General features: G+C 36.2%; 14 protein-coding genes. 7 read left to right on the forward strand and 7 right to left on the reverse strand.

All coding sequences use genetic code 11. From position 1 onward, the window contains the following. Window positions 1-33: 33 nt before the first annotated feature. The 4 genes from BUA89_RS06595 to BUA89_RS06610 form a co-directional block, all read right to left on the reverse strand. Window positions 34-2,028, reverse strand: coding sequence for a KUP/HAK/KT family potassium transporter (locus BUA89_RS06595; protein WP_072954530.1), 1,995 nt, complete (start codon window positions 2,026-2,028; stop codon window positions 34-36). A 124-nt stretch (window positions 2,029-2,152) separates the two neighbouring features. After that, window positions 2,153-3,133, reverse strand: coding sequence for a pyruvate dehydrogenase complex E1 component subunit beta (locus tag BUA89_RS06600; protein ID WP_072954533.1), 981 nt, complete (start codon window positions 3,131-3,133; stop codon window positions 2,153-2,155). 110 nt (window positions 3,134-3,243) lie between these two features. Further along, the gene (locus BUA89_RS06605) at window positions 3,244-3,660 is read right to left on the reverse strand and encodes a DUF2147 domain-containing protein (protein WP_072954537.1); all 417 of its coding nucleotides are present in this window, start codon (window positions 3,658-3,660) and stop codon (window positions 3,244-3,246) included. A 165-nt stretch (window positions 3,661-3,825) separates the two neighbouring features. Further along, the gene (locus BUA89_RS06610) at window positions 3,826-5,757 is read right to left on the reverse strand and encodes an LTA synthase family protein (RefSeq protein WP_072954540.1); all 1,932 of its coding nucleotides are present in this window, start codon (window positions 5,755-5,757) and stop codon (window positions 3,826-3,828) included. Window positions 5,758-5,879: 122 nt separating this feature from the next. Here BUA89_RS06610 and BUA89_RS06615 point away from each other — a divergent pair, with 122 nt between their 5' ends. The 5 genes from BUA89_RS06615 to BUA89_RS06635 all read left to right on the forward strand — a co-directional run bounded on the left by BUA89_RS06615 (window position 5,880) and on the right by BUA89_RS06635 (window position 9,195). After that, a complete protein-coding gene (locus BUA89_RS06615; RefSeq protein WP_072954544.1) occupies window positions 5,880-6,590 on the forward strand; it encodes a CDP-alcohol phosphatidyltransferase family protein in 711 nt (236 codons plus the stop codon). A gap of 45 nt (window positions 6,591-6,635) precedes the next feature. Continuing rightward, on the forward strand, window positions 6,636-7,400 hold the full coding sequence (locus tag BUA89_RS06620) for a 3'-5' exonuclease (protein ID WP_072954548.1): 765 nt from the start codon (window positions 6,636-6,638) through the stop codon (window positions 7,398-7,400). Window positions 7,401-7,404: 4 nt separating this feature from the next. Continuing rightward, window positions 7,405-7,803: a putative signal transducing protein gene (locus BUA89_RS06625; RefSeq protein ID WP_072954552.1), complete on the forward strand. Its 399-nt coding sequence runs from the start codon at window positions 7,405-7,407 to the stop codon at window positions 7,801-7,803. Between the two features lie 289 nt (window positions 7,804-8,092). Next, window positions 8,093-8,698 (forward strand): fumarylacetoacetate hydrolase family protein, encoded by a 606-nt coding sequence (locus tag BUA89_RS06630; RefSeq protein ID WP_072955757.1) that lies wholly within the window; start codon window positions 8,093-8,095, stop codon window positions 8,696-8,698. Window positions 8,699-8,757: 59 nt separating this feature from the next. Continuing rightward, the gene (locus BUA89_RS06635) at window positions 8,758-9,195 is read left to right on the forward strand and encodes a universal stress protein (RefSeq protein ID WP_072954556.1); all 438 of its coding nucleotides are present in this window, start codon (window positions 8,758-8,760) and stop codon (window positions 9,193-9,195) included. Between the two features lie 82 nt (window positions 9,196-9,277). Here the strand turns inward: BUA89_RS06635 and BUA89_RS06640 are convergent, their stop codons facing one another. Further along, window positions 9,278-9,511, reverse strand: a complete 234-nt coding sequence (locus BUA89_RS06640) for a DUF6341 family protein (protein ID WP_072954560.1) — start codon at window positions 9,509-9,511, stop codon at window positions 9,278-9,280. Window positions 9,512-9,553: 42 nt separating this feature from the next. Between BUA89_RS06640 and BUA89_RS06645 the strand changes: the two genes are divergently transcribed. Beyond that, entirely contained in the window at window positions 9,554-10,459 is a 906-nt protein-coding gene (locus BUA89_RS06645) for a DUF6427 family protein (protein WP_072954567.1), read from the forward strand. 6 nt (window positions 10,460-10,465) lie between these two features. Beyond that, complete coding sequence (locus BUA89_RS06650) at window positions 10,466-11,050, forward strand: DUF3109 family protein (RefSeq protein ID WP_072954570.1); 585 nt, start codon at window positions 10,466-10,468, stop codon at window positions 11,048-11,050. A gap of 114 nt (window positions 11,051-11,164) precedes the next feature. Here the strand turns inward: BUA89_RS06650 and BUA89_RS06655 are convergent, their stop codons facing one another. Together BUA89_RS06655 and BUA89_RS06660 are read right to left on the reverse strand one after the other, a co-directional pair. Beyond that, on the reverse strand, window positions 11,165-14,029 hold the full coding sequence (locus BUA89_RS06655) for a M16 family metallopeptidase (RefSeq protein ID WP_072954573.1): 2,865 nt from the start codon (window positions 14,027-14,029) through the stop codon (window positions 11,165-11,167). A 169-nt stretch (window positions 14,030-14,198) separates the two neighbouring features. Next, complete coding sequence (locus BUA89_RS06660) at window positions 14,199-14,885, reverse strand: hypothetical protein (RefSeq protein WP_072954577.1); 687 nt, start codon at window positions 14,883-14,885, stop codon at window positions 14,199-14,201. Between the last annotated feature and the right edge of the window lie 105 nt (window positions 14,886-14,990).

Below are 14,990 nucleotides of genomic sequence, written 5' to 3' on the forward strand. Positions count from 1 at the left end.
TTAAATACTTACCGTACCACAATGTTAAAGAATTTAATTGTTGTGGCGAATAAATTCACACTGCTGGATTTTAGACTCCCCAACACAGTCTTCCGTCATAGGCGCAGATTCAACAACTACATTGTGTGAAGTGATACCCCATGCTTTGAAATCATCACTACCGATATATTTAACAAAATTGTAGATATTTAACGTAATTTTCTCTTTTACCGTAAGAAGTATATCGTTGATATAGGTGTTATCTATAATTACATACTTAAGATCCGGCGGGATATTATGGGCTCTCAACGAAGGGTGACTGCTTCGGCAAGGAATCGTTCCGTCTGCCATCATATCTCTGAGAACCATATCAAAATAATCATTAATTCTTCTGTCTATTTTAAATCCCAACATAAAATTAATTTTATAGATTGTTCCCGGAAGCACTTCATCTACCGCATATTTGAAAGTATATGGATCTTCCTGATTTGTAATCGTTAAGATAAAATAATGGTCTGCTCTTTTCGGCTGTTTTTTAATGATGGAATAAATAATCTTAGACTCAATCTCATCATTCCTTTTGGCACGACTTAAATAGGCTAAGTTTGTGGCATATTTCGGAATCGTCTCATCCAGTTTCATATCTTTAATGATAGGAATATAATTTTCAAGCTTAACAAATTTAATGAACTTTGTCTTGATGGATCTTCCATTAAACCAAGCATACATACAAACTCCGATAAATCCGGCTAAAATTACAGTGATCCAGCCTCCTTCAAAGAATTTAATAATATTGGCGCTAAAGAATCCTAACTCGATAGACATGTATACCAACGCAAATATAAGAATCAAGCCTTTATTTATTCTATGCTTTAACAACCAATAAACGAGAAGTACTGTCGTCATCAACATCGTTACGGTAATGGAAAGTCCGTAGGCTGCTTCCATTTTCCCTGATTCTTTAAAGTGAAGAACAACAATAATACAGAACAATAATAATCCCCAATTGATTCTTGGAATGTACATTTGACCTTTCACTCCGGAAGGATAATCAATTTTTTGATTGGGCCACAAATTCAATGACATTGCTTCTGAGAAAATAGTAAAAGAGCCGGTAATCAGAGCCTGGCTGGCAATAATTGCGGCTGCCGTAGCTAAAATCACCCCCGGAACCACCATCCACTCTTCCATAATCCCAAAGAAAGGATTGATAACTGAAAAGCCCGGCTTCTGATAGTTTGTTAAAAGCCATGCTCCCTGCCCAAGATAGTTTAAGATCAGCATTATTTTTACAAAGCCCCAGCTTACCCTTATATTTTTGGCACCACAATGTCCTAAATCTGAATAAAGTGCTTCTGCTCCTGTTGTACACAAAAAAACGGCCCCTAAAATTACAATCGCACTTGGTGAGTTCACTATCAGTTTATAAGCATAGTAGGGATTGAAAGATCTTAAAATTTCCATGTTTTCGCTTAAATGAGAAAGCCCTAAGCCACCCAAAACCAAAAACCAAACTACCATTACAGGTCCGAAGAATTTACCGATAAAGCTTGTTCCAAATTGCTGTACTACAAAAATTAAAATCAAAATGCTGATGGTAATCGGAACTACTGGAGTATGCGGATTATATATTTCAAGACCTTCAATTGCAGACATTACTGTAAGCGAAGGGGTAATGACTCCGTCTGCAATCAATGCAGCGGCTCCTACAATTGCTATGAGGTACAGCCAGCCTTTTTTAAGATTTTTAACTAAAGAAAATAAAGCCAAAATTCCACCTTCCCCTTTATTATCTGCTCGCAGGGCAATAATTACATACTTAATTGTTGTTTGAAGAGTAAGAGTCCAGATAATACAGGAAAGTGCTCCCTCGATGTACTCGTTAAAAGGCATCGTACTACCGTTTTCTCTGGCGTTTACAATTGCTTTCATTACATAAAGCGGAGAAGTACCTATATCTCCAAATACAATTCCCAAAGAAACTAAAACACCAACGAAAGAAAGCTTTTTAATGTCAAAATGATGACCGCCTTCTGTAACTTCTGCCATATCAGCTAATTTTAAATTTTAAAAGCGCAAATTTAAATCAAATTTAAATACCCAAGACTTTTTCTTGATGAATATAATAAATGAAAAAACTTCCTTTCGGAAGTTTTTCTCTATAATCGTCTATTTACTTTACGTACATTGCTTTTTTAATCTCCTCTTTTACTTTTTCAAGTTTAGGGAACCATTCTGCAAATAAGGCTGCAGAGTAAGGTGCAGGTGCATCAGGAGTAGTAATTCTCTTAATAGGTGCATCCAGATAATCGAATGCTTTCTGCTGTACCATATAAGTAATTTCAGTTGCTACAGAACCGAATGGCCAAGCTTCTTCCAAAATAACTAGCCTGTTTGTCTTTTTCACTGACGCCAAAACAGTATCATAATCTAAAGGACGAACCGTTCTTAAATCGATTACTTCTACAGAAATACCTTCTTTAGCCAAATCTTCTGCAGCCTGAATAGCCAGCTTCATAATTTTACCAAAAGAAACCAAAGTAACATCCGTTCCTTCTTTTTTGATATCTGCTTTTCCGATCGGAAGGTAATATTCTTCTTCAGGAATTTCCATTTTATCTCCATACATCTGCTCAGATTCCATGAAAATTACAGGGTCATTATCCTGAATAGCTGTCTTCAACAATCCTTTTGCATCGTAAGGATTAGAAGGAACCACAACTTTAAGCCCCGGGATATTTGCAAACCAGTTTTCGAAAGCCTGAGAGTGAGTAGCTCCCAATTGCCCAGCAGAGGCTGTAGGACCACGGAAAACGATAGGACAATTCCACTGCCCCCCACTCATCTGGCGGATCTTCGCTGCGTTATTAATAATCTGATCAATACCTACCAATGAGAAATTGAACGTCATATACTCTACAATAGGTCTGTTACCGTTCATCGCCGCTCCCACTGCAATCCCTGTAAAACCAAGTTCTGCGATAGGTGTATCGATTACCCTCTTAGGACCAAATTCATCCAACATTCCTTTAGAAGCCTTGTAAGCACCATTGTATTCTGCAACTTCCTCACCCATCAAAAAGATGGATTCGTCTTTACGCATTTCCTCGCTCATTGCCTGTGCAATTACCTCACGAAAAGTATATTCTGCCATATTTATTTGAAAAATTTAGACTACAAAAGTAATGTTTTTTTATTATTTATATAACAAAAACGACATTTCATTTGATGAAATGCCGCTTATTCGTGTTATTTAAACTTTGCTTAATTTACTTTCTGCCAAGTCTGTGTTCTTCCCATTAAGGAAATCCCCACATACCCTCTTACATTAAGCTGATCCCCTTTTCTTGTAATCGTACATTTATACGTTTTTCCGGTTTTAGGATCTGTGATGGTTCCCCCTGTGAATTCATCTCCGTCTTTTTTCAGCCCTCTGATGATTTCCAGTCCTAAAATCGGTTTATTTTTTCTATCATCCTTACATTCCGTACAGTTAGGATTTGCGGGCTTTATCAGCAGCTGAGAAACTTTCCCGAAATACTGGTCTCCTTTTTTGTAGATTTCTACAATAGATTTCGCCTGTTTGGTTTCATCATCAATAGTCTTCCATTTTCCTTCGATCTGAGCAAAAGACATCACTCCGAAAAGTGAAAGAGCGAATGTTAATAATAATTTTTTCATATTTCTTATAGTTTTAATTTCAATATAATATTTCTGTTGTCTATTTACTGTTAAAAATATAAATTAATTTGAAATAAACAAAAAATATTATTATCCTGCACATACATTACAAGACGGATGCCAAAAATGAAACTGTAAAATTATTAAGTTACTTATTTTTTTGAATCAATAAAGCTTTCTGTTGACTACCCTGTTCATATAATCCTGATACCACGCTTTTGCAATCTGTTTTCCTTTTTCGGTTTCAGGATTTCTTTTAAGCTGATCCAGCAGATTTTTTTCTAATCCTAAATCTGTTTTATCAAAAATGCCAACCACTTCTTTTCCATCAAAACGGTAAATATAATTTCCGATGATAAACTGCTCAACCGTACCATCTGAATTGGCAATAATCGGAGAGTAATGTTTTTCACTAACCAAGCTTCTCCCCCAGCTTCTTATTTTTTTATGATAACCGATTAAATCTGCCAAAGTGGGGTAAATATCAATCTGCTGTGCGAATTCCTGACTGATACCTTTTAAACTGTATTCAGGATTTGGAGAATAAAAAATTAAGGGCACTGCAAAACGATTCATCACTTTCTCGTATTCCGGATAATAGATTTCGTTGGTGTGATCTCCCGTAAACACAAAAATGGTATTCTTAAACCAAGGTTGTTTTTTTGCAGTTTCAAAATATTGCTTAATGGCATAATCCGTATATTGAATCGGTTCATGCATCTGATTTTTTCCTTTTTTGAATTTCCCGTTATATTTTTCAGGTATTTTAAACGGATGATGAGAAGAAGCCGTGAACACCGTTGTCATAAAAGGCTGATTTTTACCTACATTTTTAGCAAAATACTGCAGGAATGGCTCGTCCCAGATGGCCCACATCCCGTCGAAATCACTGTCATTGTTGTATTCTGTTTTTCCGAAATAATGTTTAAAACCTAAAATATTTCCAAAACCTAAAAACCCCATCGAACCGTTGGGTGCTCCATGATAAAAAGAAGTATCATATCCCATTTCGTTACAGACCGATACAATCGACTGAATTTTCTGATTGGAGTAAGGCGAACTTGTAAAAGCATCCGTCAGACTCGGAATTCCTGCCAACACAGAGCTCATCCCATGGATAGATTGCCTTCCGTTCGCAAAAGTATTGGGAAAGATTAAACTTTGCCCTGCCAGACTATCAATAAAAGGTGTATAAGAAACATAATCCTTAATATTTTTGTCCTTATTAAACGCTCCGGAATATTCTCTTCCAAATGATTCTACAATGAAAATGACAATATTGGGTTTACCTGTAACTTTTCTGTCATACATTTTATAAGGTTGGATATTTTCATCAATGAATTTTTCATCCACAAAATGAACTTCTTTGAAATTATTTGTACCCAGTGTTCTGAAAAACGAAAAAGTACTGTTCAATACGATATTTCCTTGTGAAGGAATTTTCACAAAGCGGTTGGCATCTACCAGGTTAATCGGCCTTGTACTGTGTTTGAAATCTCCACGAATTCCGCCCACCGCCAAAACTGCCGTTACACAAAGTATAAGGATCGACCAGATGAAATAAGGAACCAGTTTCTGAGGCTTTTTTTCCTGAACTTTAATCTTTTTATAAAGAATTACCCAAAGCCACATTAATACCACAAACCAGAGTAGAACATAAGGATTCTGAATGATTGACGCTGTAAAAACCTTGAAAATATTAGACTCATGCTGAGCAACCTGAAATGCAGCCGATGTGAGTCGGGTTTGGGAAAACTTGAAATATACAAAATCCCCGAAATTCATAGCGTAAGTAATTCCGTTGGTAATAAAATAAAGCCAGAACAATATTTTCTGATATATTTTTTTCGTATTGACAACAATCGGGATAATGCTTAAAAAGATAAATAAGGCATTAATGTACAAAATCGCCGTTGTATCAAACGCAATGCCGTGATAGGAAAGACTGAGATAATCTGATACTGAATCTATTTTTATCAGTCCTTTATTAAAATACCAAAACAAAAATCTGGCAATCTGATAGAAAAAATATGCTAAAAAAATTCTGTACAAAAGTACCAGAACTTCCTGTTTTCTAAACTCCTTAAACAATTTCATGACGCAAATTTACATCAAATTCAAATTAAATTTAACATTACCTAACAACAATATAAATAGTACAGCAATAATTGGAACTCCGTTGAATGGATATATTGATATATTATTTTAATTTTGCAGCTATGAATTTTATTAAAAATAATCTTGCCAATGCACTGACTCTGGGAAACCTTTTTGCAGGCTGTGTAGGAGCTATTCATCTTATTTTGGGCGATTATCAGACAACAGGCGTATGCCTTATACTTTCCTGTATTTTCGATTTTTTTGACGGATTCGTAGCAAGAGCTGTAAAATCCAACTCAAATCTCGGGCTTCAGCTGGATTCTTTGGCGGACATGGTAAGCTTTGGAGTGATCCCGGGATTTACAATGTTTAAAGCGTTCGAGCCATTTGGAAGTGAAATTTTAGGAATGCATTTATTCTTTGACCTCAAATATATAGGACTTCTGGTCACTGTTTTTTCGTGTCTGAGACTGGCTATTTTCAATCTTGATGAAGAGCAGAGGTATTATTTCAAAGGACTCAACACCCCAACCAATACGGTTCTTTTATTCGGATTATACTACGCTTTTAAAGAGACCAATACTTTCAGTTTTCTATTTGAGAATGAATTATTATTAATTGTCCTCACTCTTATCACTTCATGGCTTTTAGTAAGCTCCATTAAAATGATGGCGATGAAATTCAAGTCAAAAAGAATTCAAGATAATTATTCTAAAATTATCCTTTTGGGAGGAGGAATTGCAATTTTGGCGATTTTTCAGATTGTGGGAATTCCGATGCTGGTTATTTATTATATATTAGTATCGCTTATATTTCAGAAGCAGCTTTAGTTGTCAGAAGATTTTCAAATTAACATATTTTTCAAATTATTAGAAATGAATTTAAAATTACATAAACCACTTTGCATCTTTGACTTAGAAACTACAGGAACCAATATCGGCAAAGACCGAATTGTTGAAATCTGTATTTTAAAAGTGAATCCTGATTCTTCAAGAGAAAGCAAAACATGGAAAGTAAATCCCGAAATGCCAATTCCTAAAGAATGCAGCGAAATCCACGGAATTTATGATGAAGATGTAAAAGATGCTCCGACTTTCAGAGAGATTGCTCCGAAAATAGTTGAAATGATTACAGGCTCGGATCTGGGAGGCTTTAATTCAAACAGATTTGACGTTCCTTTGTTAGCCGAAGAATTGCTTCGCGCCGATTTTGATTTCGACTTAAGCAAATTCAAACTGGTAGACGCACAGACCATTTTTTTCAAAAAAGAACCAAGAAACTTAGGTGCAGCTTATCAGTTCTACTGCAATAAAACGCTGGAAAATGCACATTCTGCAGAAGCTGATGTGATGGCTACTTTTGAAGTTTTGGATGCGCAGGTGGGAAAATACGAGGATGTTCCGAATGAAATTGCAGAACTTAGCACATTTTCCACTCAGAACAAATTTGCAGATTTAGCAGGAATGATTCATTATGATGAAAATGGGAAAGAAATTTTTGCCTTCGGAAAATATAAAGGTCAGAAGGTAAAAGATGTTTTCCAGAAGGATCTCGGCTATTACGGTTGGCTTCAGAATGCCGATTTTCCTTTGTACACTAAGAAAGTATTTACAAAAATTCAGTTATCCAGTAAATTTTAAAATAATGAGCGAGCTGGTTACCTTCAAGTTTTACGAAACGGCTCTTCAGGCCAACAGGGACAAACAGATCTTGGCTGAAAGTGGCATTAACAGCTTTATTGCGAACGAACAGCTGATTCAGTCAGATTGGCTGCTTTCTCAGGCGGTGGGTGGAATCCAGCTGCAGGTTTTTGAGGAAGATATGGAAAAAGCAAATCAGGCATTGCAGGATTACAAAGAACATGAAGAGTTTTCTTTGGAAGTGGAACATACGATTGAAAACCCTGATTTTGATTTTGTATGCCCTAAATGTGGTTCGAATCACATCTACAGAGACGACAGCGCCACAAGCTTTTTCGGTGTTTCGATTTTGAAAAGCCATAAGTTTGTCTGCTATTATTGCGGAAATGAGTTTATGCATTGAGGCCTTATAAAAACGAAAATTAGGAGATGGAAGTTTATTATTGATAATACGTCGAGATTCCTATGGAATGACAAATTTTGTAGATAATTTCTGATATTTAAATGATAGACTACAACCCTAGCCCCGATTGAAACGACATCCTTTTTGGTTGCGGCTGGAACGGAGTGGAAGCCGTAACCAAAAAGATACAGTGGAAAGCGGGAAACAGCTCCTGAAAAATAAATTAAAAATAAATGTGGGATGAGACTGCTGAATCAATTCTCTTCTTACAATGACCAATAAAAGAATTATGAAAATTATCTGCATAGGAAGAAATTACAGCGAACACGCAAAAGAATTGGGAAACGAAATTCCTGAAAAACCGGTGATCTTCATGAAGCCGGACACCGCAGTTTTGAAGGGAAATGATTTCTATATTCCTGAATTTTCCAATGATGTTCATTATGAACTGGAAGTAGTGGTGAAAATTTCAAAAGGAGGCAAATACATCCAGAAAGAAACTGCCCACAAACATTATGAAGAAATTGGTCTGGGAATCGATTTTACAGCCAGAGACCTTCAAAGTGAGCTTAAATCCAAAGGCCTTCCGTGGGAATTGGCGAAAGGATTTGACGGTTCTGCTGTAGTCGGAAATTTCTTCAAAAAAGAGAATTATAATCTTGAATCGATGAACTTTTCCTTATTGAAAAATAAAGATAAATTGCAGGATGGTAATACGAAAGATATGATCTTTACCATTGAGGATATTATCGCTTTCGTTTCACAATATTTTACATTGAGAGTGGGAGACTTAATTTTCACGGGAACTCCAAAAGGGGTTGGAAAGGTTGAGGAAAATGATATTCTGGAAGCTTACCTGGAGAATGAAAAAGTTTTAGACATCCGAATATTATAAGTAATTTAACATAACTTTTGGCATAATTTTCCTATCTTTAGTAAACAAAATTAAAGGTTATGGTAAATATTGTATTACCCGTAGATTTTGGGGACAAAACAGAACAGCTTTTGGAAGGAGCTGTAAAATTTGCTAAACAGGTAAACGGCAGAATTTATATCATTCATGTGGCACCTTCGGATATCGGTTTTGCGATTGGCGACATGGGATTTCAATATTTTCCGGAAGTTGAAGAGAATGAGATCCGAGAGGAATTGGTTCAGCTGAATAAAATTCAGCAAAGGATTCTGGCACACGACATCGATTGTGAACATCTTTTAAAGCAAGGGATAGCCAAAGATATTATCTTAGAATATTCTAAAGAAAAAAATGCGGACTTCATCGTGATGGGGTCGCATGGAAGAAGTGGAATTTACGATGTTTTTGTAGGAAGCCTCACGAAAGGGATTACCAAGGATTCAAGTGTTCCGGTTTTGGTGCTTCCGATTCATGATTAATCTAAAGAGTTAAATTTTAATCGTTACATAAAAAAGCCGACCAAATAAAATTTGATCGGCTTTTTACTATATAACCAATTAATTAACCTTCTTTTTTGTAGATGTTCGGATCATAGTAAGGATGCTTACCTTCCGTTGGAGAATAGTAGTCTTTATCTTTATCGCCACCTAGTGTAACAACTAATACGTAACACCAGTAAGTGAACAATACACAGCAAACAAGAAACAAAATCCAGTTTAAAACATTACCGAAAGTATCAAAAAAACCAAAACTTGCTTTGAAAACTTTGCTTAAGAATAGAAAGAAAGACGTCATTATTTTCCTTTTTTAAATTAACTTTGTACAAATTTATAAAAAATGTTTAAATTACTTTCAAAAGAAAGCAATATTTTTTCAATCCCTGTGTATATTGGTTTTCTTCTTTTAGTAGTAATAATATTTAACATACTGAATTTCAACACATACGAAGCAATTATTGCAGGAATTACTTTTCTTGGGATCGCTTTAGGGTATTTTTGTTTTCACAGCATCGCGCTTAATTATCAGACGCATCTGCCCTTATTTTTATATACATTTTTTGTTTTCGGATTATATCCCGGGCACTTAGATATCGGAATTGCCGTTTCACTGTTAACCAATTCATTTCTTTTATTACTTTTAACAAGTACCAATGAAGATCTGAGAAAGAAATCTTACGTTCTGGTAGGAGCCATCGTAGCGCTGAACTTCATTTTCCTTCCGACCACATGGCCCATGGCCGTTTTTGTGATCATTCACGTGATTGCCACCTCGGAAAGAATAGGACTGAATATTTTCAGGTTCCTGCTGGGAATTATTTTAATCGTGCTGAGTTATTTTTCGGTCATGTTCTTTGTGAATTTCACAAGCTGGAATATCGATTACTTTCCGTTTGGAAAAATGAAGCCGATTACGGATTATACAGAATTAATTCCTTTAATTCCTGTCGTACTGATGCTGATCTATGCCGTGTACGACCATTTTAGAAATTACAATAAAAAAAGCCCAATAAGCCGGTACAAATATACTTTTCTACTCGTTTTTTCGGTGGCACAGCTGGTTACTATTATTCTTTACATGAATAAAAGTTATGAATACCTGCTTCTTCTTGCTTTCCCTTCAACCATTATCATCAGCAGAATGTTGAAGTTTCTCCCTAAATACTGGATGCAGGAAGTAAGCTTATGGTTGATTATTTTTAGTTTAATCGGTTTTAAAGCCGGAACTTATTTTGATTTATTTTAAAAGATTATGATTCAGATAGACGATAAATTGATCTCCGAAGATATTTTTTCTGAAGAGTTTGTATGCAACCTTTCGAAATGTAAAGGTGCATGTTGTGTGGAAGGAGACGTAGGTGCCCCTTTGGATAAAGACGAACTGGAAATTTTAGATACCATTTTTGATAAAATTAAACCTTACCTTACTCCGGAAGGCGTAAAAGCACTGGAAGAACAGGGAACATGGACAACCGACCCTATGGACGGAATGTACGTAACTCCGATGGTGGAAGACCGTGAATGTGCCTACGTAACTTTTGATGAAAAAGGGATTACAAAATGCGGAATCGAAAAAGCTTATGAAGATGGTGCTGTAGACTGGCAAAAACCTATTTCCTGCCATCTCTACCCGATCCGTGTAACGGAATATTCTACTTTTAAAGCATTGAATTACCATGAATGGAGCGTTTGCAGTGATGCCTGTACTTTAGGAAAAGAACTGCAGGTTCCTGTTTATAAATTCCTAAAAACCCCGCTGATCAGAAAGTATGGTGAGGAATTCTACGATGTTCTGAGCGATGTAGCTGACGAATGGAAGAAAGAGTATGGCGCTTAATATGTTGGAGAGATTTTGAATGTTTGAGAGTACGAGAATTTTACTTCTTATTCTATAAAACAAACCCGTCCCGTAAAATTTACGGGACGGGTTTTTATTTGAATGAAAACTAAATTAGTTTACTGCTCCTGCTTTTATCACAGCTGCTCCATCTACTTTTACGTCCTCTTTTTTAGCATTTTCCCAACCGTCTTCAGGCATCAGTTTCGCTACGATTTTTCCTTTTGTCAGGTATTTCTTCGCTACATCGTGAAGATCTTTTACAGTCAGTGCCTGTACTTTTTCTTTATAATTTAAGATTTCGTACTTGTCTGTTCCGTCGAATTGGTTTTTCGTAAGATTACTCATCCAGAACATATTGTCTTTAATCTGAGTATTGTAATCGTTTATTTCTCCTTCTTTGTACTTGTCAAGGTCTTTTTGTTCAGGTCCTTTGTCAATTAACTTCTGAAGTTCTGCAAGCGCACTTTTGGTAAGCTTTTCTGCATTTTCCGGTCCGCAAGGGAAGTTGATGCTGAAGTTGTATGCGCTGTAAGGCGCTTTATTCATACCGCCTCTTGCTCCACCACCGTAGATTCCGCTTTCGTCTTCTCTTAATTTTTCAATAACTTTAATTGTCGCTACTTCACCCAAAGCTTCCAATGCCAATGCTTCTTTTTCATTGTAAGGAGTTTCTCCGCTGTAGGCAATCGTTACCATACTTTTCGGGTCTTTTCCTTTTTTGTAAACTTTAGAATAATCTCCCGTAAGCTGTCTGTAGCCCGTATCTTTATAGCTGGTAGATTTTCCTGTAGAAGGTAAGCTTGCAATATATTGAATCACCTCATTTTTAAAAGTAGCTTCATCAATATTTCCTACAAAGTAAAACTGGAAGTTTCCTGCATTGGCAAATTTTTCCTTATAAATATCATACGCTTTTTTATAATCCGTTTGTGCCCATTCTTTCTCCGTCGGGATAATTCCGATGAATCTCGGATTTTTCTGGTTCATAAATTTCGCGTGTTCGCTGGAGAAATAAAACTGCGGATTGGAAAGTAAATTATCCAACATTGCCGACTGCTTCGTTTTATAAGCATTGAATGCATCCGGATTGTAATTTAACCCTGTAAAATAAGCATACATCAACTCCATAGATGTTCCCAGATCTTTTTGAGTGGTTCTTCCCGATACTCCTTCAAAATAAGGACCTACCGAAGGATTTACACTTACCTGTTTTCCTGCAAGATAATTGGTGAGATCCGCTTTAGACAAACCATTTACACCCGCTTCAGATAATGCTGCGAAAGCAAACTGCGTTTTATTAAAATCAGCATCGTTAATCAAAGAGCTTCCTCCCATACTTCTTGCTGAGAAAACAATTTCATCATCTTTAAAGTCGGTTTTTTTGAAAGTTACTTTTGCCCCGTTGCTCAATGTCCAGGTTGTGGTTCCTAATTTTGCATCCGTTTCTGTTTTGGCAATGCTGCCTTCAGATTTGAAAGGCTTTACCAGATTCTTAATTGTCGCTTTTTCCTGATAAGGCTTAAGGTCAGCCATCTTTACACCTTCAAAAGTATTCAGTACCATAGCTTCCGTAGGCATCTGAACGTTATCTTTTTTGGGACCTGTAATTACCACTACTCTGCTGTCATCTTTTACAAACTTTTTAATGGTTTCGTTAGTCTGAGCTAATGTTACTGTAGGCAAGAAGTTTTTAGTATCTTCATATTCCCAGACAATTCCCGGCATCGGTTCTTTTTCCAGGAAATTTCTTACATATTCGTCTACCAATACATCACTTTCCGTTTTATCCCGGTTATTGTATGTTCTTTCAATATTAGACAAAACCTGAGCTTTCGCTCTGTCTAGTTCTGTCTGGGTAAAGCCAAATCTTTTTGCTCTTTCTGTTTCTTCCAAAAGAACTTTCAAAGCGTTGATCTGATTTCCGTCTTTTACCATTGCAAATCCCTGGAAACCTTCTTTGCTTCTTGCGTACGTTCCTCCGTGATATACCGAACCGTAAGTGAAAGGGGGATTGTTTGAATTAATTAATTCTCTCAATCTGTTGTTCAGCATAGTAGAAGTAATATTCTCTAAAATACTCTGGTTATACTGCTGAACAGTAACATCCGGCTGATAAGCTTCTGAATCTTTCATAATGAACTGAACCATAGAGCTTGTTGCATCCGGATCTGTTTCAATCGCTACTAAAGTTTCTTGGTGGTTCGGAAGATCAAAAGTCTTTCTTTCTCTCGGTTTTGAAGGATTTTTGTATTTACTGAAGTTATCCTTGATTTTCTTTTCAACCTCATCTACATTAATATCCCCAACAACAACAATTGCCATCAGATCCGGTCTGTACCAGTCTTTATGGAATTGTCTGATTACATCTGGCTTAAAGTTTTCCAACACTTCTTTTTTTCCGATCGGAAGCCTGTTGGCATACTGAGATTTGTAGAGTAATTTCGGAAGATATTTGTCTGACATTCTTTTATCAGCACCTAAACCTAATCTTAATTCTTCCAAAACAACTCCTCTTTCCTTATTGATCTGCTCGTCGGAAAGGGTTGCATTGAACGCCCAGTCTTCCATTACTTTCAGACCGGCATCCAGATTTCCGGGCTTGTCCAGAGGAACAGGAAGCATGTAAACCGTTTCATCAAAACTGGTGTACGCGTTAAGGTGTTGTCCGAATTTTACCCCGATAGACTGGAGAAAGTCTACCAATTTGTTATCCGGGAAATTTTTTGTTCCGTTGAAGTTCATATGCTCCATAAAGTGAGCCAGACCTCTCTGGTTTTCATCCTCAAGAATAGATCCCGCATTGATGGCCAATCTGAAATCTACTTTTTTCTCGGGTAAATTGTTTTTCTTGATATAGTACTTCATTCCGTTGGAAAGAGTACCGATTTTTACAGAAGGATCTGTAGGGATGTTCTGTGCGAAACCATTTGCAGACATCAAAAAGATCACTGCAAGTGACGAAAACATTTTTTTCATATAAATTGATTATTAATTTTTTTTCGTGGTAAAAATATCACTTATTCACTGAACGAAGAAATGATTGAAATATTATTTAAAGTTAAATACCGTTAATTATAGTTAATTTCATCAGCCCATAAAAAAACCGGACTTATGCCCGGTTAATTATGTTAAATACAATGTCTTGCTATTTAAAATCAGCTTCAGTAACTCCTGAATTGATGGTGATTTTTGTCGTTTTAATATTCACTTTCTGACCGTTTCCTTCAGCTTCAATTTCCTGAGGAAATTTAATTCCGTCAACGGTCATATAGCTTTTTATAAGTGCATTGCCTTCTGCTGCAGAAGATTTGTACAATAATCCCGTTGCCGCATCAAAATAATGCTTCCCTTTATCAGAATTCAGAACATTGTAATCCTTTCCGTCTACCTTTTCAACAGTTACGGTAGAGAAGCTCGCCGGATCATACCCTAAAGCATCTATTACTTTACTTTTTTTCAGTTCGCCAATTTTATCGGCAGGAATATCCATTTTTTGACCAGCCTGTTCAAAGTAACCTTTTTCACCATCAAAAAACTGAACCATTTTCTGCCCCATTACAGATTGTTCAGATTTGAATTTGTTCCCCATCTTTTTAGTCGTCATGGAAATTTCCATTCCCTGAACAGTCATTGTATTTTCGGTAAGCGTAGTTTTTACAGCTTCCAATTTATCTTTTCCTCCAATAGCTTTCAGATAATTGTCGATTACTTCTTTAGGTGTAAGTTTCGATTTTACAACTTCTGTCTTAGCGGTAGCAGCATTAGTCTTTTGTGCCATTGCCGGAGCAGAAAAAAGTACTGCACAGAAAAAAGGGATGATGATCTTTTTCATTATATAAGTTTAGATGTGTAAATATAGGAATATTGCTTCAATAAAATTTTGAAGGAAGAAAATAAAAAAACCTCCGAAAAAAATCGGAGGCTTTCTGTATATCTT

It is taken from the genome of Chryseobacterium arachidis, assembly GCF_900129245.1.
Lineage (GTDB): Bacteria > Bacteroidota > Bacteroidia > Flavobacteriales > Weeksellaceae > Chryseobacterium > Chryseobacterium arachidis.